Annotated in this window: 21 protein-coding genes; 9 read left to right on the forward strand and 12 right to left on the reverse strand. The window is 63.4% G+C overall.

What is annotated here, in order from left to right; genetic code table 11:
- Positions 1-167: 167 nt before the first annotated feature.
- Positions 168-1,346: an MFS transporter gene (locus tag YU3_RS0121415; protein WP_027168173.1), complete on the forward strand. Its 1,179-nt coding sequence runs from the start codon at positions 168-170 to the stop codon at positions 1,344-1,346.
- 31 nt (positions 1,347-1,377) lie between these two features.
- Here the strand turns inward: YU3_RS0121415 and YU3_RS0121420 are convergent, their stop codons facing one another.
- Positions 1,378-1,842, reverse strand: coding sequence for a MarR family winged helix-turn-helix transcriptional regulator (locus YU3_RS0121420; RefSeq protein ID WP_027168174.1), 465 nt, complete (start codon positions 1,840-1,842; stop codon positions 1,378-1,380).
- 217 nt (positions 1,843-2,059) lie between these two features.
- Between YU3_RS0121420 and YU3_RS0121425 the strand changes: the two genes are divergently transcribed.
- Positions 2,060-2,854 (forward strand): SDR family oxidoreductase, encoded by a 795-nt coding sequence (locus YU3_RS0121425; protein WP_027168175.1) that lies wholly within the window; start codon positions 2,060-2,062, stop codon positions 2,852-2,854.
- Positions 2,855-3,029: 175 nt separating this feature from the next.
- On the opposite strand, the gene YU3_RS0121430 is transcribed toward YU3_RS0121425, so the two are convergent.
- Positions 3,030-3,629, reverse strand: a complete 600-nt coding sequence (locus tag YU3_RS0121430) for a LysE family translocator (protein ID WP_027168176.1) — start codon at positions 3,627-3,629, stop codon at positions 3,030-3,032.
- Positions 3,630-3,723: 94 nt separating this feature from the next.
- Here YU3_RS0121430 and YU3_RS0121435 point away from each other — a divergent pair, with 94 nt between their 5' ends.
- Positions 3,724-4,590 (forward strand): LysR substrate-binding domain-containing protein, encoded by an 867-nt coding sequence (locus YU3_RS0121435; protein ID WP_027168177.1) that lies wholly within the window; start codon positions 3,724-3,726, stop codon positions 4,588-4,590.
- Between the two features lie 11 nt (positions 4,591-4,601).
- Here the strand turns inward: YU3_RS0121435 and YU3_RS0121440 are convergent, their stop codons facing one another.
- The 4 genes from YU3_RS0121440 to YU3_RS0121455 form a co-directional block, all read right to left on the reverse strand.
- Complete coding sequence (locus YU3_RS0121440) at positions 4,602-5,252, reverse strand: glutathione S-transferase family protein (RefSeq protein ID WP_027168178.1); 651 nt, start codon at positions 5,250-5,252, stop codon at positions 4,602-4,604.
- 100 nt (positions 5,253-5,352) lie between these two features.
- Complete coding sequence (locus tag YU3_RS0121445; RefSeq protein ID WP_027168179.1) at positions 5,353-6,003, reverse strand: dihydrofolate reductase family protein; 651 nt, start codon at positions 6,001-6,003, stop codon at positions 5,353-5,355.
- A 96-nt stretch (positions 6,004-6,099) separates the two neighbouring features.
- Positions 6,100-6,942, reverse strand: a complete 843-nt coding sequence (locus YU3_RS0121450) for a methyltransferase domain-containing protein (protein WP_027168180.1) — start codon at positions 6,940-6,942, stop codon at positions 6,100-6,102.
- A 45-nt stretch (positions 6,943-6,987) separates the two neighbouring features.
- Positions 6,988-8,346 carry an Nramp family divalent metal transporter gene (locus tag YU3_RS0121455; protein WP_027168181.1) on the reverse strand — a complete coding sequence of 453 codons (1,359 nt, stop codon included), beginning with the start codon at positions 8,344-8,346 and terminating at the stop codon, positions 6,988-6,990.
- Between the two features lie 237 nt (positions 8,347-8,583).
- On the opposite strand from YU3_RS0121455, the gene mntR reads away from it, so the two are divergent.
- The 3 genes from mntR (at position 8,584) to YU3_RS37005 (ending at position 11,595) form a co-directional block, all read left to right on the forward strand.
- Entirely contained in the window at positions 8,584-9,036 is a 453-nt protein-coding gene (gene mntR / locus YU3_RS0121460; protein ID WP_027168182.1) for a manganese-binding transcriptional regulator MntR, read from the forward strand.
- 195 nt (positions 9,037-9,231) lie between these two features.
- Positions 9,232-10,161, forward strand: coding sequence for a neutral zinc metallopeptidase (locus YU3_RS0121465; protein ID WP_027168183.1), 930 nt, complete (start codon positions 9,232-9,234; stop codon positions 10,159-10,161).
- A 165-nt stretch (positions 10,162-10,326) separates the two neighbouring features.
- Complete coding sequence (locus YU3_RS37005; RefSeq protein ID WP_036259125.1) at positions 10,327-11,595, forward strand: tetracycline resistance MFS efflux pump; 1,269 nt, start codon at positions 10,327-10,329, stop codon at positions 11,593-11,595.
- A gap of 130 nt (positions 11,596-11,725) precedes the next feature.
- Here the strand turns inward: YU3_RS37005 and YU3_RS0121475 are convergent, their stop codons facing one another.
- From YU3_RS0121475 to carA, 3 genes are all read right to left on the reverse strand, one after another.
- Positions 11,726-12,109 (reverse strand): helix-turn-helix transcriptional regulator, encoded by a 384-nt coding sequence (locus YU3_RS0121475; RefSeq protein WP_027168184.1) that lies wholly within the window; start codon positions 12,107-12,109, stop codon positions 11,726-11,728.
- Positions 12,110-12,120: 11 nt separating this feature from the next.
- The gene (locus tag YU3_RS0121480; RefSeq protein WP_027168185.1) at positions 12,121-12,372 is read right to left on the reverse strand and encodes a plasmid stabilization protein; all 252 of its coding nucleotides are present in this window, start codon (positions 12,370-12,372) and stop codon (positions 12,121-12,123) included.
- Between the two features lie 71 nt (positions 12,373-12,443).
- Positions 12,444-13,649, reverse strand: a complete 1,206-nt coding sequence (gene carA, locus YU3_RS0121485) for a glutamine-hydrolyzing carbamoyl-phosphate synthase small subunit (RefSeq protein ID WP_027168186.1) — start codon at positions 13,647-13,649, stop codon at positions 12,444-12,446.
- A gap of 316 nt (positions 13,650-13,965) precedes the next feature.
- Between carA and YU3_RS0121490 the strand changes: the two genes are divergently transcribed.
- Positions 13,966-14,418: a GatB/YqeY domain-containing protein gene (locus YU3_RS0121490; RefSeq protein ID WP_027168187.1), complete on the forward strand. Its 453-nt coding sequence runs from the start codon at positions 13,966-13,968 to the stop codon at positions 14,416-14,418.
- A gap of 9 nt (positions 14,419-14,427) precedes the next feature.
- Here YU3_RS0121490 and YU3_RS0121495 read toward each other — a convergent pair whose 3' ends face one another.
- The 3 genes from YU3_RS0121495 to YU3_RS37010 all read right to left on the reverse strand — a co-directional run bounded on the left by YU3_RS0121495 (position 14,428) and on the right by YU3_RS37010 (position 17,617).
- Positions 14,428-15,426: a hypothetical protein gene (locus YU3_RS0121495; protein ID WP_027168188.1), complete on the reverse strand. Its 999-nt coding sequence runs from the start codon at positions 15,424-15,426 to the stop codon at positions 14,428-14,430.
- Positions 15,427-15,686: 260 nt separating this feature from the next.
- Positions 15,687-16,148 (reverse strand): GFA family protein, encoded by a 462-nt coding sequence (locus YU3_RS0121500; protein WP_027168189.1) that lies wholly within the window; start codon positions 16,146-16,148, stop codon positions 15,687-15,689.
- Positions 16,145-17,617 carry a coniferyl aldehyde dehydrogenase gene (locus YU3_RS37010; RefSeq protein ID WP_051334021.1) on the reverse strand — a complete coding sequence of 491 codons (1,473 nt, stop codon included), beginning with the start codon at positions 17,615-17,617 and terminating at the stop codon, positions 16,145-16,147. Before YU3_RS37010 ends, YU3_RS0121500 begins: the two co-directional genes overlap by 4 nt.
- A 97-nt stretch (positions 17,618-17,714) precedes the next feature.
- Here YU3_RS37010 and YU3_RS0121510 point away from each other — a divergent pair, with 97 nt between their 5' ends.
- Complete coding sequence (locus YU3_RS0121510) at positions 17,715-18,326, forward strand: TetR/AcrR family transcriptional regulator (protein WP_027168190.1); 612 nt, start codon at positions 17,715-17,717, stop codon at positions 18,324-18,326.
- A gap of 191 nt (positions 18,327-18,517) precedes the next feature.
- A complete protein-coding gene (locus YU3_RS0121515) occupies positions 18,518-19,228 on the forward strand; it encodes a DNA helicase (RefSeq protein WP_027168191.1) in 711 nt (236 codons plus the stop codon).
- Positions 19,229-19,235 lie beyond the last annotated feature (7 nt).

Consider the following 19,235-nt stretch of genomic DNA (forward strand, 5'->3'; position numbering starts at 1 on the left):
CTTCAACGCGGCTCCTCTCTTTGCCGATAGAGACTGGTTCTTCGTTTTCGGTCCGGTCCTGACACAGGGCTGTCAGCATGGTTCAGCTATTTTCCGCAGGCTCGGTTGACATCATGCCCTGTTATGTCCAATTGTTCAATAACTCTTGAACTAAGGACAATTCCCCCATGGACAAGCGGATCTTCTGGCTAGCGCTCGGATCGTTCGCGATCTCGACCGAAGGTTTTGTCATATCGAGCCTTCTTCCCGATATCGCCGCCGATGCCGGCATATCCGTGCCGCTCGCCGGCTCGCTGATCACCGCCTTCGCGCTCGCCTATGCGATCGGCGCGCCTGTGCTGGCGACGCTGACCGGCGAATGGGACCGGCGGCGCGTCATCCTGTGGACGATCGCGTTCTTCGTCATCGGCAATCTGGTGGCAGCGGTGAGCTCATCATTCGAGCTGCTTTTGATCGCCCGCATCGTCATGGCGCTGTCGTCCGGCCTGTTCGCGGCGACCGCGCAAGGCACCGCCGTGGCGCTGGTCGACGACCATCACCGGGCCCGCGCCATCGCCGTCGTCGTCGGCGGCACCACGGTGGCGGTGGCGGTCGGTGCGCCGCTCGGCGCGCTGGTCGCGGCGATTGCCGGCTGGCGCGGCACCTTCTTCGCCATCGCCGGGCTCGGCGCGCTGTCAGGCGCGATCCTGTGGTACCGGCTGCCGCGCGGCATCATCGGCACCAGGCTGCCGCTGAAGCGCCGGCTGGCGGCGGCTGTGCGCCCCGGCGTGATGCCGATCCTGGTCACGACTGTGCTGGCCTTGATCGGCGCCTTCACCGTCTTTGCCTTCATCGCGCCTTTGGCGATCGAAGGTGGTGGCCTCAGCCCGATTGCGCTGCCGGGCATGCTGCTCGCCTTCGGCGTCGGCGCCGTCATTGGCAACATCGCCGGCGGCCAGGCGGCCGACCGTTTCGGCGCGACGCGCACCGTCTGCTGGTCGCTGGCGCTCTCCGCTGCGATGCTGATCACCTTTTCGCTGATCCCGACCTTCCTGCCGCATTCGATCGCCGGGCCGGCGCTGATGGCAATGATGGTGCCGTGGGGCATCGTCGGCTGGGCTTTCCCGCCAGCACAGGCAAGCCGCATCATCAAGCTCGCCCCCGATGCCGCCCCGATCGTGCTTTCGCTCAACGCGTCGGCGCTCTATTTCGGCGTCGCGCTTGGCGCGGTGGTCGGCGGCGCCGTGCTGCGCTTCGGCGCGCCGGCCGATCTCGGCCTGATCGCGGCGGTGTTCCCGATCGTGGGCCTGGGTGTCGTGCTTGCCGGGCGGATGTTGGGTCGGCCGGTCGCCATGCCGGCCGAGTAACTGCTTCAAACCCTGACTGGCGGCCGCTTCGTCAGTTCGAAGGAGCGGCTGCAGGCATTTCCAGGTTGAGGTCGGCCACCGTGTCCAGCACCGCGCGCAGCTTGGCGGCCTGCTCCGCGCCGACCTTATCCTCGAACTGCTGCTGGGCGACGCTCCACAACTTCATCGTCTCATCCAGCTTGACCTCGCCCTGCGGCGTCAGCCGCACACGTTTGACGCGGCGGTCGTCCTTGTCGGCGAAGGTCTCGACATAGCCGTCGCGGATCAGCGGCTTCAGCGTATGGCCGAGCGCGGAGAGATCCATGATCATCGCCTCGGCAATGGCGCTCATGGCCGGCTCTCTGCCGGCATGGATCTGGAAGAGCAGGCCGTGTTGCGTCGCCTTGAGCCCCGAAGGGGCCAGTACATCGTCATAGAACTGGCCGAGCTTGCGCGTCGCACGCCGCAGCATGGCGTTGTTGCAAAGGTTCAGGCCGGGCAGGGCGTCTTGCGGCATGATAGGTCCTCGCGGCAGAGACATGATGTCCGTCGCAGCCTGACAAATAATCCCCGTTGAGATCATTGACAAGGTAGTGGCATATGCCTACTTCGCTGATGGTGGTATATGCCACTATTGAATAGAGCGACTTTGGTGAAGGCGAGGGCGGTTGCCCACGGAGGCCCGGCAACCGGGGTCGAAACGAACCAATTGGTCAAACACAAGGAGCAGGACAATGAGTGCAGAAAACAACAAGGGCACAGCGGTCGTGACCGGCGCCTCGTCAGGCATCGGCGCGGTTTATGCCGACCGGCTCGCCGGCCAAGGCTACGATCTTGTGCTGGTGGCGCGGCGCGCCGACCGGCTGGAAGAGCTAGCTGAAAAGCTGCGTTATGCCTACAAGCGCAAGGTCAGCGTTGTTGCTGCCGATCTCGCCGATGACAATGATGTGCGCCGCGTCGAACAGGCGATTGCCGGCGACGAGAGCGTAACGCTGCTGGTCAACAATGCCGGCATCGGCGGCCAGGCCGTCGTGGCCACCGCCGACGCCGACGCGGCCGAGCGCATGATCAAGGTCAACACCATCGCCTTGACGCGCCTGACCCGCGCCGTGCTGCCGGGGCTTCTGGCACGCGACCGCGGCGGCATCGTCAACATCGCCTCGGTGCTTGCCTTCGACACTTCGTTCGGCGGCATCTACAGCGGCACCAAGGCCTATGTCGTCAACTTCACCGAAGCCCTGCATCGCGAGGTCGCGGGGACCAATGTGACAGTGCAGGCCGTGCTGCCGGGCGCGACCCGGACCGATTTCTGGGAACTTGCCGGCACCGATATCGACAGCGTTCCGAAGGAGATCGTCATGACAGCCGACGATATGGTCGATGCCGCCCTTGTCGGCCTGGCCAGGGGCGAAGCGGTCACCGTGCCCGCGCTTGCCGATGCGGCCAAGCTGGACACCTTCCTCGGCGCCCGGCAAGTGTTCTTCGGCAGCCTGCACGCCGACAAGCCGGCGGCCCGCTACGCGGGTTGAAGGTTGAGTGAAGAGGCTGGTTCGCTTTGCGAACCAGGACCCCCACCCCGCTGCTTCGCAGCGACCCTCCCCACAAGGGGGAGGGTGGCGCCGCGCTCCCTACCTCCCCCTTGTGGGGAGGTCGGACCGCAGGTCCGGGTGGGGGTACTGGCGCCGACCTTGTTCTGTCGTCACCCTATGCCCCCCGCCACATCGGGATGATCGAGGCGGCCAGCACCAGCGCCAACGCGATGTTGAGCGCGCGCCATTGCCGTTCGGTCTTGAGCAGCCGCGCCAGGATCATACCGGCCACGCACCAGATCGACAGCGAGACGGCGGCGGTGAGGCCGAAGGTCGAACCGAGCAGCAACGCGAGCTGTGCCGGGCCGTCGGCCAGGGCGGCAAACGAGGCCGCGGCGCCCAGCCCCATCGCCCAGCCCTTTGGGTTCACCCACTGGATACCGGCGCCGCCGAGGAAGCTGTTCGGTCTGGCCATGGTCACATCGAGATTGGGCGGGCCGGCGCGGCCGATCTTGAGCGCCAGCCACAGGAGATAGAGCGAGCCGATCACCTTCATCGCCAGTTGCAGCGAAGGGACCGCAAGCAGCAGGGCCGCGAGCCCGGCGGCCGCCGCCCCCGTCACGGTAGCGAGGCCGGCGGCACTGCCGATCATCAGCGGAACGGACCGGCGAAAGCCGAACTGCGCGCCCGAGGCGGTGGACAAGGTCGTAGCGATGCCGGGCGTGGCGGTGGCCACGAAGGCAAACAGGATGAGCGGCAGGATGGGCTGGAGCATGGGCGTCCTTCTCGGAAGCTCCATGGTAGGCATGGTCTAGCATCAGTAAATGCAATGTTTGATATGGTTTTCATTAGCAATTATAATGCAGGTCATGATCCGCGATCTTGACACGACCCTCATCCGCACCTTTGTCACGGCGGCCGACAAGGCCAGCATGACGGCGGCGGCAAATGCGCTTCACCTGACACAAGGCGCCGTCAGCCAGCAGGTCAAGCGACTTGAGGAGGTGCTCGGCCAAAGCTTGTTCGAGCGCGACCGCCGCGGTTTGAGGCTGACGCGGGCCGGCGAGCGGCTGCTCGACAGAGGCAGGCGCCTGCTGCAGCTCAACGACGAGATCCTCACCGAGATCAAGGGCAGGGCGGTTGCCGGACAGGTGCGGATCGGCGTGCCTTACGATCTCGTCGGCACGCTGCTCGCGCCAGTGCTGAAAGCTTACGCCGAAGCCTATCCGCAAGTGGAGATATCGCTGGTCTGCGCTTCCTCGCCGGAACTCGCGGCTGCCCTGGCGGCGGGCACGATCGACCTTGCCGTCATCGAGGAGCGCGCCGGTCCCAGCGCCGGCGAATGCCTGCTCGTCGACCGGCTGGTCTGGGTCGGCGCGAGAGGCGGGGCGGCGCGCCTGAAGCGGCCGCTGCCGGTTTCGATCGTCGCCGACACCTGCGCCTTCCGGCCGGCGGTGCTGGCCGCACTCGGCGAGCACGGGCTCGACTGGCGTACCGTGTTCGAGAACGGCAACATCGATGCAACGACCGCGACGGTGCGCTCGGACCTCGCCGTGACCACATGGCTCGCCTCGACGGTTCCGGCCGATCTCGATATCCTCGCCGATGCAGGTCTTCCACCGCTGCCGAATTTCTCCGTCAACCTGCATCTGCCCAAACATGCCACCCAGCCGGCCGCGCAGGCCTTCGCCAGCCATATCCGCGAAGGTCTTTCCCGCTATCGCCAGGCGGCGTGAGGCACCGCCGGTCAGCCATTCGCCGCCGCCATGGCGACCGCCAATTGCGCTTCGAAAGCGCGCTTGAAGGCCGGCCGCGCCTCGCCGCGGGCGACATAGGCAGCAATGTTTGGGAATTCGTTCAGCAGTCCCGATCTCTGCAGCCGGCGCAGCACGCCCACCATGACAAGGTCGCCGGCGCTGAAGGCGCCATCGAGCCAGTCGCAATCGCCGAGATGGCGGGAGAGTTCGCCCAGCCGCTTGCGGATCCGGTCGTCGACCAGCGGCAGGCGCTCATCGTGCCACGGCGTATCGTGCTCCAGTATCACGGCCGTCGTGCGATCGAGGATCGGCTGCTCCACCGTGCTGAAGGCTGCGAACATCCAGGCGATTGCGCGCGCCCGCGCGTTCGCATCGTCGGGTAACAGGCCAGCATGACGCTCCGCGATGTGGAGGACGATCGACCCCGACTCGAACAGAGCAAGACTGCCTTCTTCATAGGTCGGGATACTGCCGAAGGGGTTGAGCGCGAGATGCGCGGGCTGCTTCATCGCATCGAACGAAACAAGACGAACGTCATAAGGCTGACCGACTTCCTCAAGTGCCCAGCGGACGTGCATGTCGCGCGCCAGCCCCCGGCCGCCATCGGGCGAGTGTTCAAAGGCGGTGATGGTGGGTATCATCGGCAGGTTCCTGGTGATGGCGTCAAATGTCTCGTGGTTCCGCGAAGGCATCGTTCGCGGGCGAGGCGCCGGCCAGGCCGGCCTCGCCCGCCATCAATCGCTACTTCCAGGTCTTGCGCCGCTCGAGCTCGGCTTCGGAAGGCTCCTGCTGAGCAAACGAGCCCGTACGGATTTCTCCTGCGCGCTCATAGGTCGCCATGATGACGCCGGTGGTGGAAGCCTGCGACTTAACGAGCTTGAAGGCGGCCGGCATCGCGCCATCGCCGAACAGCCGCTTGCCCTTGCCCAGCAACAGCGGGAAGGTCATCAGCCGGATCTCGTCGATCAGCCCGTTGGCGAGCAGGGTCTGGATCAGATTGCCCGATCCCTGGATGAGCAGGTCCGGCCCGTCCTCCTGCTTGAGTTCCTCAAGCCTTGCAACGATATCGGACCCAAGCGACTGGGTGTTCTGCCAGGTCAGCGAATCCGGCCGGTGCGTCGCCACATATTTGGTCGCAGGGTTGAAGGCGTCCGCGATCGGATCTTTCTGATACGGCCAGTACGCGGCGAAGATGTCGTAGGTCCGGCGGCCGAGCAGCAGCGCGAAGGGCTTGGAAAATAATTCATCCAAGGCCGCGCCCGCCACCTCGTCGAAGTAATGGAAGGTCCAGCCGCCGAACTTGAAGCCGCCGACCGGATCCTCTTCCGGTCCGCCGGGCGCCTGCATGATGCCATCGAGGCTGACGAAGGTGGCGGCGATGATCTTGCGCATCTGTCTTCTCCTGTTCACTGATCCGCGCCGTCAAGGCCGGATTTCTAGCTAAGGACGAACGGCGAGGCGCGTTTTCGACAAAGGCCTGCAAAATTTCTATCGCGTGCTATCGGCGCGAATGGCGCGCGATGAAAACCAGACATCGCCAAACACGGCGGTTGCCGTCCTATCCGGTGTCTTGGCTGCTGTCAGCCAGATCGAGCGGGTACGGGTTGCGCGCTCGCGGGTCGGTATCTTCGCCCCGGGTTCGGCAATGGAGGCGCCGACGCAAGGGATGAACCACGAACCCATGAAAGGCCGGCAGGCGAAGCCGTTTTCCGCGCGGGTGACGAGGACCGCGAGGCCAACGGTTTCGGATGGACGCCAAGGGAAGATCATGCGGCCGCCGGGCTTCAGCGCTTGCAGCCATGCGGCGGGCGGAGCGACGACGCCAGCATTGACATAGATGACGTCGGACGACGGAGGCGGATTGGCGACAGCGTCGCCCCCAATAAGCTCGACGTTGCCGTAAGCCGCGAGGTTCGCCCTGGCGTGCGCGGCAAGATCGGCCTCCAGCTCGAAGGCCATGACGCTGCCTCCCGGCTCGACCAGCCTCGACAGCAGCGCCGTATAATATCCGGTGCCGGCGCCGATATGGGTGACGGCCTCGCCTGGCTTCGGCCCGACCTTGTCCAGCCACATGGCATGCAGAAGCGGCTCGCCATTGTTGATGCCCTTGTCGGCATCGAGCACGACAAGCACGTTCTGGTAGATATAGGCTGGATCGGCCGTTGGCGTTTCTATCCTGCCGTCACCGGCAAAGACCGTCCATGGCCCCGGGCCGAGAAAGGCCTCGCGGGGCACTGACGCAAAGACTTGCTCGATGCGCGGGTCGGCAGAGCGCGCCTGCGCGGCCATCAGCTTGGCGTAGAATTTGCGGGCGTCGTCCGATCCGGCCATGCTTCAAGAAGATAGCACCGCCGGGTGGAATGTCGCGGTCCGATTTCAGCCGGCGACGGTGTCGTAGAGCAGCTTGAAGTTGAGCACGAGGATGATGGCGGCGACCACCCAGGCCAAGGCTGCAACGCCGCGCGGGATGGCGAGATTGCCCATTTTCTTCTTGTCCGACACGAACTGCACCAGCGGGACGACCGCGAAAGGCAACTGCATCGACAGCACGACCTGGCTGAAGACCAGCAACTGCGCCGTGCCCCTTTCGCCGTAGAGCGCGGTGACGATCACGACGGGGACGATGGCGATGCCGCGCGTCAAGAGGCGGCGCGCCCATTGCGGGATGCGCAGGCGCAGGAAGCCTTCCATGACGATCTGACCGGCGAGCGTCGCGGTGACCGTCGAGTTGAGGCCGGAGGCCAGCAGCGCGACCGCGAACAGGATCGAGGCGATGCTCAAGCCCAGCAGCGGCGACAGAAGCTCGAAGGCCTGGCCGATCTCGGCGACGTCGTGATGCCCGGTATCGTGGAACGCGACTGCCGCGACGATCAGGATCGACGCGTTGACGAACAGCGCCAGGATCAGCGCGATGGTCGAATCCGTCGTTGCCCATTTGATGGCGTCGCGCTTGCCGCTGTCAGTGCGCTCATAGGCGCGGGTCTGCACGATCGAGGAGTGCAAATAGAGATTATGCGGCATGACTGTCGCGCCAATGATGCCGATGGCGATGTAGAGCATCGTCGGATTGGTGACGATCTCCGACGACGGCACGAACATCGAATGCAGGATCGTCCCGGCTGGTGGCGCGGCGACGAAGATCTGAATGGCAAAGCAGCCGAAGATGATGATCAGCAGTGCGACGACGAAGGCCTCGAGATAGCGGAAGCCCTTGTTCATCAGCAGCAGCACAATGAAAGCGTCGAGCGCGGTGAGGATGGCGCCGCCGATCAGCGGGATGCCGAACAGAAGCTGCAGCGCGATCGCCGTGCCGATCACCTCGGCGAGGTCGCAGGCGATAATCGCCAGCTCGCAGGCGATCCAGAGCATCAGATTGACCGGCCGCGGATAGTAGGCGCGGCAGGCCTGGGCGAGGTCGCGGCCGGTGGCGATACCGAGACGCGCGGCCAGCGCCTGCAGCAGGATCGCCATCAGGTTCGACAGCATGATGATGAAAAGCAACGTGTAGCCGAACTGGGCGCCGCCGGCGAGATCAGTCGCCCAGTTGCCCGGATCCATATAGCCGACCGAGACCATGTAGCCCGGTCCCATGAAGGCGAACAGGCGGCGGAACCAGACGCCGGTCTGCGGCACCGCGATCGAGGCGTTCACCTCGCGCAGGCTGGGCTGCTCGTCGCCGGGCCTGTCGAATCGCCACGCGGGTCGGGCTATGGTTGCTGCATCGGCATCGGACATGAGGGTTTCCGCTGGACTGTATCGGCGTCCCCTCTATCTACGCCATGGCTCAACATTATGCAATAGGCTATATTTCATTGATCATGCTTTCGTGATGCGCTGGAGCAAGCCGGGCGGCGGGTGCCGCAAACGCCGGTTGCGCCCGCGCGGGAATGCAAATAAACGGCCGGACCAACAGGGGTTCGTGCTATGGATGCGATCCCGTTTCAGCCTTAAGGCAGCCAAGAGGAGCGCGTATTGGCGCTGAGGAACAAACCGGTTCGGCGCGAAGAGCCGCTTCCCGATGCCGAAATCCATTCGGAAGGATTCCGGCACACGCGCGAGGCGCGCCGCAGCGCGCTGGTCGAGGACTATGTCGAGCTGATCGCCGATCTGATCGAGGACGGCAACGAAGCGCGGCAGGTGGATATCGCGGCAAGGCTAGGCGTCGCGCAGCCGACGGTGGCAAAGATGCTGACCAGGCTGTGCGCCGACGGACTGGTCTCGCGAAAGCCCTATCGCGGCGTGTTCCTGACCGAGGCCGGCCGCAAGGTCGCCGAGGAAAGCCGCATCCGCCACCAGACCGTGGAAGCCTTCCTGCGCTCGCTGGGCGTCAGCGCCGAGACGGCGCGCATCGACGCCGAGGGCATCGAGCACCATGTCAGCGCCGAAACGCTGGACGCTTTCCGCCGGGCGATGACGCATCGCTAGGCGTCTCTGCCTCGGTACCGACAACTGGTAAAGGCGCTTGGCTGGCAGAAGAGCTGACATTGCGGTTTGCGTGCCGCCGGGCTCGTATCCCGGCCGCGAAAAATGCTGTGACTTGATTTGGGCATTGGGATAATTGTTTGCGAGGGGAGGTCGCGGGCCGGTCCCTTCAGGACATTCGCATTGCGAGGAGTTGCCATGCTTTGGAGAGGCCGTCGTCAGAGCGACAATATCGAGGACCAGCGCAGCGATAGCGGTGGAGGACTTGGCGGCGGGTTGGGCGGCAGCCCCGGTCAGTTCCGCATTCCGATCGGCGGCCGTGCCGGTGGCGGCTCCAGCATCATCCTCGTCATCCTCGTCGTGCTCGCCGGATGGTATTTCGGCTTCGATCCATCGCAGATCCTGGGTGACGGCAGCGGCGGGCTGGTGCCGGGCGGTGGCGGCCAGATCACCGAGGACAACAGCTCGCAGGATGGCGGTTCTCCCGCTTCCGACGAGATGAAACAGTTCGTCGCGACGGTGCTGGCGGAAACCGAAGACACCTGGACCGGCATTTTCAAATCCGAGGGCCTGACCTACGAGGATCCCAAGCTCGTGCTGTTCAGCGGCAAGGTTCGTTCGGCCTGCGGTTTCGCCTCGGCGGCAGCCGGGCCGTTCTACTGCCCGGGCGACCACAAGGTCTATCTCGACATGACCTTCTTCCAGCAGCTCGACCAGCAGTTCGGCGCGTCCGGCGAATTCGCGCGCGCCTATGTGATCGCGCATGAGGTCGGCCACCATGTGCAGAACCTCACCGGCATCATGGGCAAGTTCAACCAGATGCGGCAAAGCATGGGCGAGGTCGAGGCCAACCAGATGTCGGTTCGCATCGAGCTGCAGGCCGACTGCTTCGCCGGTGTATGGGCGCATTACACGCAGCAAAAGGGCATCCTGGAGCAGGGCGATATCGAAAGCGCGCTGAACGCGGCCAAGCAGATCGGCGACGATACGCTGCAGAAGAAGATGCAGGGCTATGTCGTGCCGGAAAGCTTCAACCATGGCACCTCGCAACAGCGGCAGACCTGGCTGGCGCGCGGCTACAAGAGCGGCAAGCTGACTGACTGCAACACGCTCAGCGGGGCAATCTGAGGCGGCAGTGTTCCGCTTCCTATCGGTGACGGCCTGCGATCGAAGGCGCCTGGCAAGTGATGTCAGGATGAGGCATTTGCCTTCGTTCGCGTATTGTTCCAGTCGGCAACCTCGCCTATAAGGTGCCTCCCGCCTTTGCCCCGGGCGGCTCAGGAGCTTATCACCATGATCGACCCCAAAACCGCCAAGCGGGGCCTTGCGCTCGTCTTCACCACGCTGCTGCTCGACATCGTCGGCTTCGGCATCATCATGCCGGTGCTGCCGGCCTATCTGGAGGAACTGAGCGGCGTCAGCGTCAGCAAGGCCGCGATCCAGGGCGGCTGGCTGTTCTTCGTCTATGCGGCGATGCAGTTCTTCTTCGCGCCGATCATGGGCGGCTTGAGCGACCGCTTCGGGCGGCGGCCGATCCTGCTTGCCTCGGTGCTGACCTTCTCCATCGACAATCTGATCTGCGCCGTCGCCTGGTCCTATCCGATGCTGTTCATCGGCCGGGTGCTGGCCGGCATCTCCGGCGCCAGCTATTCGACGACATCCGCCTTCATCGCCGACATCTCGAACGACGAGAACCGGGCGAAGAATTTCGGCCTGCTCGGCATCGCCTTCGGCGTCGGCTTCGTTATCGGCCCGGTGCTGGGCGGGCTGCTCGGCACGCTCGGGCCGCGCGTGCCGTTCTATTTTGCCGCAGCGCTTGCCTTGGTGAATTTCCTGATCGCGATGTTCCTGTTGCCGGAGACGCTGGACGAAAAACACCGTCGACGCTTCGAGTGGAAGCGCGCCAATCCGGCCGGCACGCTCATGCAGATGCGCAATTATCCGGGCATCGGCTGGATCGGGCTGGTGTTCTTCCTGATGACGCTCGGCCACATGATGTATCCAGCGGTCTGGTCGTTCGTTTCGACCTATCGATATGGCTGGAGCCAGCAGCAGATCGGCTTCTCGCTCGGCGCCTTCGGCCTGTGCGGCGCGATCGTCATGGCGACGGTGCTGCCGCGGGTCATTCCCAAGCTCGGCGAGTGGAAGACGGCGGCGATCGGGCTGACCTTCACCGCGCTCAGTGCCCTCGGCTATGCGTTTTCGACGCAAGGCTGGATGATCTACGCGGTTATCGTGGCCGGCTGCCTGGAAGCGCTGGCTGATCCGCCGCTGAGGAGCCTCGCCGCCGCCAAGGTGCCGCCTTCGGCGCAGGGTGAATTGCAGGGCGCGATGACCTCGATCTTTTCGATCACTTCGATCATCACGCCGCTGCTTTACACAGCTATCTTTTCCTGGTTCACGGATCCGACGGCGCCGGTTGCGTTCGGCGGCGCGCCCTATGTGCTCGGCGCGATTTTCCTGACGCTGGCGGTCATAGTCTTCGTGACGAAAGTTGCCAAGCCGACGCCGAAGGAAGTCGAGCGCATGCACACGCAGGAAGCTGCGACCGACGCGGCTTGAGGGATGGTATCTTTCATGAAACTGCTTAAAGCGCGTCGCGCTGAAACGGATTCAGGCAACGCGCTTTAAAGTCTTTGTTTTGATGCATGTCGTTGTCCCAGAACCGCAGCACACTTCTGGGCGACATGCATTAGGGTTCGACCCATTCGATGGGGATATCCAGCGCCTTCGCCAGCATTGTACTGGTCTGTACCGACGGTTTGCGGCGGTTGGATTCAAGGTCTGACAGGAAACCCTGGCTGACGCCGACCGTCGCCGCCAGTTCGGCCTGAGTCAGGTTACGCCAATTGCGCAACGCCTTGAGCCGGCTGGAGCCGCGCAAGATATCCATGGCGACGTCGGCGGGCAGGGCTTTTTCCGTTTTGAGTTTGGCCTTCCGCTCATCGTAGATCGCAACATCCGCGGCGTCTTCGAGGGCTTCTGCGGCGGCATCGAGCAACGCCTCATAGTCGGCCTTCGGAATGACGACCAATTCTTCGCCGGTTGAGGTTTTGATGATTTGCGGGGCGTTCATAATGTCCTGTCCTATGGTCGACTGTATGTCGTCGTTTCCCGCTTGCCGATGTAGATCGCCAGGATCGTCGTGCGATCTTCGTCGAATATAACGCGGTAGCGACCAATCCGCAGTCTGTAGCCGTCCCGGCCGGCAAGACGTTTTACATCTCCACGGCCGCTGACTGCATAGGTGATCAGACCTTCAGAGACCTGCTCACGGGCATCAGCCGGCAGGTTGTCGAGATCGCGAGCCGCCGATACCGAGAGGATGATCGTCTTCACGGGGAGATAATATCGCAGATTTATCGCCTGAAGTTAAGCGATATTATCGCTGAGCTGTCGGCTCGGCAAGCTCAGGCGCGTTCGGCCAGCGCTTCCTCGCCGCGCCGTTCGCGGATCAGGTTGACGAAGCGGCGGAAGAGGTAATGCGAATCCTGCGGGCCGGGCGAGGCTTCGGGATGATGCTGGACCGAGAAGACCGGCCGGCCGGTCAGCGCGATGCCGCAGTTCGAGCCGTCGAAGAGCGAGACATGGGTTTCCTCGACGCCTTCGGGCAGCGAGTCGGCGTCGACGGCGAAACCGTGATTCATCGAGACGATCTCGACCTTGCCGGTGGTGTGGTCCTTGACCGGATGGTTGGCGCCGTGATGGCCCTGGTGCATCTTCTCGGTCCTGCCGCCGAGCGCTAGCGCCAGCATCTGGTGGCCGAGGCAGATGCCGAACACGGGTATGTCGGTCTTGAGGATATCCTGGATCACCGGGACGGCATATTCGCCGGTGGCCTCCGGGTCGCCCGGGCCATTCGACAGGAAGATGCCGTCCGGCTGCATGGCCAGGATTTCCTCGGCGCCTGTCTCGGCCGGCACAATGGTGACCTTGGCACCGAGGCCGGCCAGCAGGCGCAGGATGTTGCGCTTGACGCCGTAGTCGATCGCCACGACATGCATCGACGGAGCGTCCTGCTCGCCATAGCCCTCGTTCCAGATCCAGGGCGTCTCGCGCCAGACCGAAGACTGGCCCGACGTGACCTCCTTGGCCAGGTCGAGGCCGATCAGACCGGACCACGCCGCGGCCTGCCGCTTCAGGTCCTCGATGTCGAAGACACCATCGGGAGCATGGGCGATGACGGCATTGGGCATGCCTTTCTCGCGGATAAGCACGGTTAACGCGCGGGTGTCGATGCCGCAAAGCGCGACGATGCCGCGCCGCTTCAGCCACTGGTCGAGATGGCCGGCGGCGCGATAGTTGGACGGGTCGGTGACATTGGCCTTGAAGATCGCGCCGACAGCGCCCGCGCGAGCAGCCGGATGCAAATCCTCGATATCCTCGTCGTTGGTGCCGACATTGCCGATATGCGGGAAGGTGAAGGTGACGATCTGGCCGGCATAGGACGGGTCGGTGAGGATTTCTTCATAGCCGGTAAGCGCCGTGTTGAAGCACACTTCCGCAACCGCCGAGCCCGTGGCGCCAAGACCGCGGCCTTCGATCACCGTGCCGTCGGCGAGGACCAGAAGGGCGGTCGGCTTTTCGGTGGCCCAGGGGGCAGTGATCGTGGCCATGGCGGCACTCCTGTCAGGCGCTTCAAACCGGCCGGCTGGGCCGTTCGCGCAGCAAGGCGCGCGAAGCAGGCTTTGCCGCTTTCACACGCCAGTTCCTTCTCGCCATGCCGTTTTCCCAAAACCGCTACGCACTTTTGGGCGACATGACTTCATTATCTCATGCAGGACCGAGTACATAGGGGAAGGCGCCGGAGCGGTCAATGCGGCGCCCCCGAAACCACGGTCGATTTGCTTTCGTTCAGCAATATCAGCGGCTTGCCGGGATTTGCGTTACCCGTTCGGCAAAGCTATTGTCCGCCGCATCCGAAGGAGAAGCATGATGCGCAAGAAAATCGCCGAATCCATGAAGAGCGCGATGAAGGCGCAGGACAAGCACCGCCTGCCGACATTGCGGCTGATCCAGGCCGCCATCCACGATCGCGACATCGCCAACCGCGGCACAGGCAAGCCGCCGGCGAGCGAGGAGGAGATCCTGCAGATCCTCGCCAAGATGGTGAAGCAGCGCGAGGAATCGGCCAAGGCTTTCGAAGACGGCAAGCGGCCGGAGCTGGCGGCGCAAGAACGCGGCGAGATGGAAATCATCCGCGAATTCCTGCCGACGCAGCTCGATGACGCGGCGATCCTGGCGGCGGCTCGCGAGGCGATCGCGGCGACGGGGGCTGCCAGCCAGAAGGACATGGGCAAGGTGATCGGCGCGCTGAAGCAGAAATATGCCGGGCAGATGGATTTCGCCAAGGCCAGCGCCATCATCAAGGGACTGCTGCAGTAGGGGACTGCCTTAGTCCTTGCAGATCGGCACCGGCTGCGGCGGCGGCGCCGGATGGTCCTTCTTGTACTGCGCGATGATCGGCTCCAGCGTCTTCTTCGGCCAGAATTTCGGCGCGCCGATCTCCTTCAGGCAGGAGGCGTTCCAATAGGCTCCTGCTGCCGAGAGCGCCTGGCCGCCGGACTTGGCGCGCGCAACGGCCGCGATGTCGCGTGACTCGGGATAGATGTAGAGCGTCGTCGGCTTGTTCTTCACGATGGGGATGATCTGCTCGGCATCGGCAGGCGACCAGCTTGTGCAGCCATTGCTACGGCCGCCGGCATAATTCACCAGCTTGCCGAACGGGACAAAGCCGTCATGATCGGCATAAGAGCTGTTCGGATCTTTGCGCAGGCACATACCCCTGAGCAAAGCAGCCGGATGCCCGCCGATCACGCGCTGCCGGGCGTTCGCCGCTTCGCCTTCGCCGTCGAACTGGATGAAGCTGCGCATGAACACCGCGTTCTGCGCGCCGACGCGGTAGTAGCCCTTGAAGGACGTCTTGGTCTCGGCGGTGATGTAGGCTCCGCCGGCCGTCAGTTCGGAGTCCATGGCGTTGCCGAAGTTTTTCGCGCAACGCCTGCCGTTGGAGAAATCGGCGACGCCTTTCAGGTTGCGGCCGCCGCCATGGCCCGAGGAAACCGCGCGGAAGAGCTGCTTGGCTTCGCAGACGATATAGTAGCGTTGGCCAAGCACGCTGTTGCCCAGATCGCCGGGGCGCGTGGCATCCATGGCGAAGTAGCAGGGATTGCTGACCGAACCATCGCTTATCTTTTTCTGGTAGAGCGCGCGCGCCCGCTCCAGCACGACCTGCGAGATCTGGCCCTCGCCATCGCCGACATGGCGCTGCAGCCAGGCTGGAATGCTTGAGGGTTGCAAGGCCGCGAAAGATCGCGCCGACATCGTCAGGGCGATTGCAACGGCGATGAGGCACAGGAAAGCGACACCCCGCGGAACAGATCTCAACCGCACCAGCTCAGTTCCCCTCTCGAAGCGTTGTCGGGAATCACCCTGATGCGATCATAAAACGTCTCGTGCTAATCGGCGAAACACTTCTGGTTTAGGCCCAGAGCATGATGCCGAAAAGTGTGAAGCGTTTTTCGGGCGACATCATGCTCTATCTCTTTGATTTAGAGCCGGATTCAGATTTCAGGTCGATTCGACCTGAAATCTGAATCCGGCTCTAGGGGAGCAATCGGCTCACGCTTCGCCAGACAGACCGGCTCGTCATTTCACAAGCCGCTCATGATCATTTTCCCGATCGCCATCTCGCTCGCGAAATAGCCGCTGTATTTGGGCAAGCTATCGGGCATGTCCAGTGCGCGACGGTGATAGAATATGTCGAGCCGAACCGGCGGCAGCCGGACCTCGGGCTCGAAGTTGTCGGCCGGGATGAACATCACTTTGAACGGCCCGACGCCCGCAACCTCGACAACGGGTTTGCCGCAAGTTCGGCAGACACCGCGATTGAAGTTCGGCGGCGGGCGGTATTTCTTGAATGAGATGTTGCCGGCGTTTTTCAGCACGACATCCTTGGCGCGAACGGCGACCACATCCGCGAACGGTTTGCCGTTGAACGCCTGGCAGATCAGGCAGTGGCACCGGAACCTGGCTTTCGGCGAGGCACGCACCTCGAACGAGCAGGCACCGCATTCGCATGAACCGCGTAGCGGCAATGATGTGTCGGTGGTCATGTGCTGATGCTCCTGAGCTTGATTTGATGACGGCATGCTGGTCGCCGAAGCATAACGTTGAGGATGATATCGATCGGCTGTCTGAAGGGGGCGCGCAGAAGGTTGGAGAGGTTCCAGCGACCCTGCTCATAGATCCCCTTGGCGTGGCTGAGGGTACGGAAGCCTTCGATGCCATGGTATGCGCCCATGCCGCTGGGACCGACCCCGCCGAACGGCAGGTCATCCTGGGCGATGTGCATGATCGTGCCGTTGATGGTGACGTTGCCGGAGGTCGTTCGGCTCAGCACCTTGCGCCGGTCTTGGTCATCGGCACCGAAGTAGTAGAGCGCGAGCGGCCGGGGGCGGGCGTTCACATAGGCGATCGCTTCCTCGATGTCGCGGTAGAGAAAAATCGGCAGGACCGGGCCGAAGATTTCCTCGTGAGCGATACGCATGTCGTCTGTGACGCCAAGCACCACGGTCGGCGCCAGCGTGTTAGGGCGACGGGATGCATCGCCAGGCCGGTTACCGACCTCGATGATCCGCGCTCCCTTGGAGCGAGCGTCGTCGATCAGGCTCCGGAGCCGTGCATAGTGCCGCTCGTTGATGATTGCGGTGTAGTGTTCACTCGTCGGACCGTCAGCATAAAAGGATGCCACCTTCCGGTCATATGCCTTGACGAATGCATCAGCCTCGCTTTCGTGGATCAGCGCGTAGTCCGGGGCGATGCAGGTTTGTCCGGCGCTGAGCAGCTTTCCGTAGACAATTGACGCCGCCGCCTGGTCGAGGGCGTGGCCCTTGGCAACGATGCTAGGCGACTTGCCTCCGAGTTCGAGGGTAACCGGAACGAGGTTGTCGCTGGCGGCCTTCATCACCGATCGCCCTACCGCGGTGCTCCCAGTGAAGACCAAATGGTCGAACGGCAGGGCCGTGAAGGCCGCCCCCACGGCCGCATCGCCGGTGACGATCGCGAACTGATCCTCCGGGAAGATCTCGCCCAGCATCTTCGCGAGCAGCGCATTGGTGACGGGTGTAAACTCCGAAGGTTTCAGCATCACCCGGTTGCCAGCGGCGATGGCCGTGACGACTGGCATCAGCGACAGGTTCACCGGATAATTCCACGGCGACATCACTCCGACGACGCCAAGCGGCTGGTATTCGATGCGGGCGTTGCCCATTCGCATGTGCAAAGCAACGTGGCGGCGGGTCGGCGCCATGAATTTGCGAAGGTTGCGGATCAGATACTTCGTGCCCTCGGCGACCCCTCCGACCTCCATGATCGCCGTCTCATACTTCGAACGATGCCCGAAATCGGCATTGATGGCATCTTCGATCGCCTTGCGGTGCCCAATGATCGCGGCCCTGAACTTGGTCAGATCAGCGCGTCTCCGCGCCAGCGAAGGGGCTCCCTCACGCAGGAAGGCAGCACGCTGGCCGGCGAGGAGACTGCCCAGCCGATCAGCGGCGGTGACTTTTGCGATGGCGCTCATGGCCCACTCCGATGTAGACAGGAGAAACTTATGCCCTTGACATAGGCGCTTAAGTAGTCACTGTCAACAATGTATCCATAAGAAACTTTGAGGCACCATGCAGGACGCACACAACCGCCCCTACCACCACGGTGATCTCCGTCGTGCGGTTATCGAGACAGCGTTGGATATGCTTCGGGAGGAGAAGAACTGGCAGTTCACCCTGCGGGAAGTCGCCCGCCGGGCGGGCGTAAGCCATGCTGCACCCTATAAGCACTTTCCGGACAAAGCCGCGCTGCTTGCCGAGCTCGCAATGATTGGGTTCGACTGGCTGCGGGCATCCCTGTCGGCCGCCAAGCCCAAGGCGCCCAAATCTCTGCGCGACGAAATTGCTCCGGTAGCTCATGCCTACGTCGCGTTCGGAACGGACAACCCGGCTCTCTACCGCCTGATGTTCAGCGCAGGGGAGGAGAAAGCAGCAGGGATGCATCTCAATGAGCGGGCGCTGGCGGTCTTCGATGTGGCGCTCGAAATCCTTCGGCGCGGCCAGGCCGCGGGGAGCATTCGCAAGCGGCCGATAGAGGGTCAGGCGGCAGCCTGGTGGGGGCTCGTTCACGGCATGACCATGCTTGCGATCGAAGGGCTCCTGGTGCCCGAGAAGGTGGGATCGGCCCCGTTGGATGCGGCTTTGAGCACGTTGGTGGAGGGGCTCGAGACCCTGGCAACATGACGCTAGCTGCCCGGACATCCCCGATTTTTGCACCGGCGAAATTGCGGTATCATCTGATTCGGCGCGCCCACGCCTCCTCCCTCCATCGGGAAAGCATTGTCCATGCAGGGCTGTCGATCATTCAACCAACTGTTCGAGCGCCAGGCATAAGGAGGGGTTGCTAAGACTGCTCGCGGCAGGAGGTTTTTTCGATGCGGCTTTCCGCACCCGTCTATCATCTGAAGCGCCAGGCGAGGCTGATGTCTCGCAGGGAGAACGTTCCCCTTCATCAGGCGCTCGACCGCGTTGCCGCCAAGGAAGGCTTCGGCAGCTGGAGCCTGCTTGCGGCCAAAGCCGCCGAGGCCGCGCCCGCCGGCAGGCTGTTGGCGCGGCTGATGCCGGGCGACATGGTCCTCGTGGCGGCGCGGCCGGGCCAGGGCAAGACGCTGATGAGCCTCGAACTCGCGGTGGCGGCCATGCAGCAAGGCAATCGCGCTGTGTTCTTCACCCTGGAATATGCGCATGCCGACATCCTGGACCGGTTCCGTGACATCTGGGCCGAGCCTGCCGATTTCGACCATTTGTTCGAGTTCGACAATTCCGACGCCATCAGTGCTGCCTATATCATCGAGACGTTGCGCTCGGCGCCGCGCGGCACGCTTGCGGTCATCGACTATCTGCAGTTGCTCGACCAGAAGCGGGAGAATCCCGCACTCATGGTTCAGGTCCGCGCCTTGAGGTCGTTTGCCCGGGAACGCGGACTGGTGCTGGTCTTCATTTCGCAGGTCGACCGATCGTATGATTCCACCAGCAAACCATTCCCGGATATCGGCGATATCCGGCTGCCAAACCCGCTCGACCTGTCGCTGTTCGACAAGGCCTGTTTCCTGAACAAGGGCGAAATCCGGTTTCAGGCGACTTGAGAGCGAT

The sequence above is a fragment of the Mesorhizobium sp. WSM3224 genome (genome assembly GCF_000427725.1).
GTDB lineage: Bacteria > Pseudomonadota > Alphaproteobacteria > Rhizobiales > Rhizobiaceae > Mesorhizobium.

Bases quoted from the DNA above. Each gene is read 5' to 3' on its own strand.
- YU3_RS0121415 (WP_027168173.1), top strand. From the start codon at position 168: ATGGACAAGCGGATCTTCTGGCTAGCGCTCGGATCGTTCGCGATCTCG.
- YU3_RS0121420 (WP_027168174.1), bottom strand. From the start codon at position 1,842: ATGCCGCAAGACGCCCTGCCCGGCCTGAACCTTTGCAACAACGCCATG.
- YU3_RS0121425 (WP_027168175.1), top strand. From the start codon at position 2,060: ATGAGTGCAGAAAACAACAAGGGCACAGCGGTCGTGACCGGCGCCTCG.
- YU3_RS0121430 (WP_027168176.1), bottom strand. From the start codon at position 3,629: ATGCTCCAGCCCATCCTGCCGCTCATCCTGTTTGCCTTCGTGGCCACC.
- YU3_RS0121435 (WP_027168177.1), top strand. From the start codon at position 3,724: ATGATCCGCGATCTTGACACGACCCTCATCCGCACCTTTGTCACGGCG.
- YU3_RS0121440 (WP_027168178.1), bottom strand. From the start codon at position 5,252: ATGATACCCACCATCACCGCCTTTGAACACTCGCCCGATGGCGGCCGG.
- YU3_RS0121445 (WP_027168179.1), bottom strand. From the start codon at position 6,003: ATGCGCAAGATCATCGCCGCCACCTTCGTCAGCCTCGATGGCATCATG.
- YU3_RS0121450 (WP_027168180.1), bottom strand. From the start codon at position 6,942: ATGGCCGGATCGGACGACGCCCGCAAATTCTACGCCAAGCTGATGGCC.
- YU3_RS0121455 (WP_027168181.1), bottom strand. From the start codon at position 8,346: ATGTCCGATGCCGATGCAGCAACCATAGCCCGACCCGCGTGGCGATTC.
- YU3_RS0121465 (WP_027168183.1), top strand. From the start codon at position 9,232: ATGCTTTGGAGAGGCCGTCGTCAGAGCGACAATATCGAGGACCAGCGC.
- YU3_RS37005 (WP_036259125.1), top strand. From the start codon at position 10,327: ATGATCGACCCCAAAACCGCCAAGCGGGGCCTTGCGCTCGTCTTCACC.
- YU3_RS0121475 (WP_027168184.1), bottom strand. From the start codon at position 12,109: ATGAACGCCCCGCAAATCATCAAAACCTCAACCGGCGAAGAATTGGTC.
- carA (WP_027168186.1), bottom strand. From the start codon at position 13,649: ATGGCCACGATCACTGCCCCCTGGGCCACCGAAAAGCCGACCGCCCTT.
- YU3_RS0121490 (WP_027168187.1), top strand. From the start codon at position 13,966: ATGATGCGCAAGAAAATCGCCGAATCCATGAAGAGCGCGATGAAGGCG.
- YU3_RS0121500 (WP_027168189.1), bottom strand. From the start codon at position 16,148: ATGACCACCGACACATCATTGCCGCTACGCGGTTCATGCGAATGCGGT.
- YU3_RS37010 (WP_051334021.1), bottom strand. From the start codon at position 17,617: ATGAGCGCCATCGCAAAAGTCACCGCCGCTGATCGGCTGGGCAGTCTC.
- YU3_RS0121510 (WP_027168190.1), top strand. From the start codon at position 17,715: ATGCAGGACGCACACAACCGCCCCTACCACCACGGTGATCTCCGTCGT.
- YU3_RS0121515 (WP_027168191.1), top strand. From the start codon at position 18,518: ATGCGGCTTTCCGCACCCGTCTATCATCTGAAGCGCCAGGCGAGGCTG.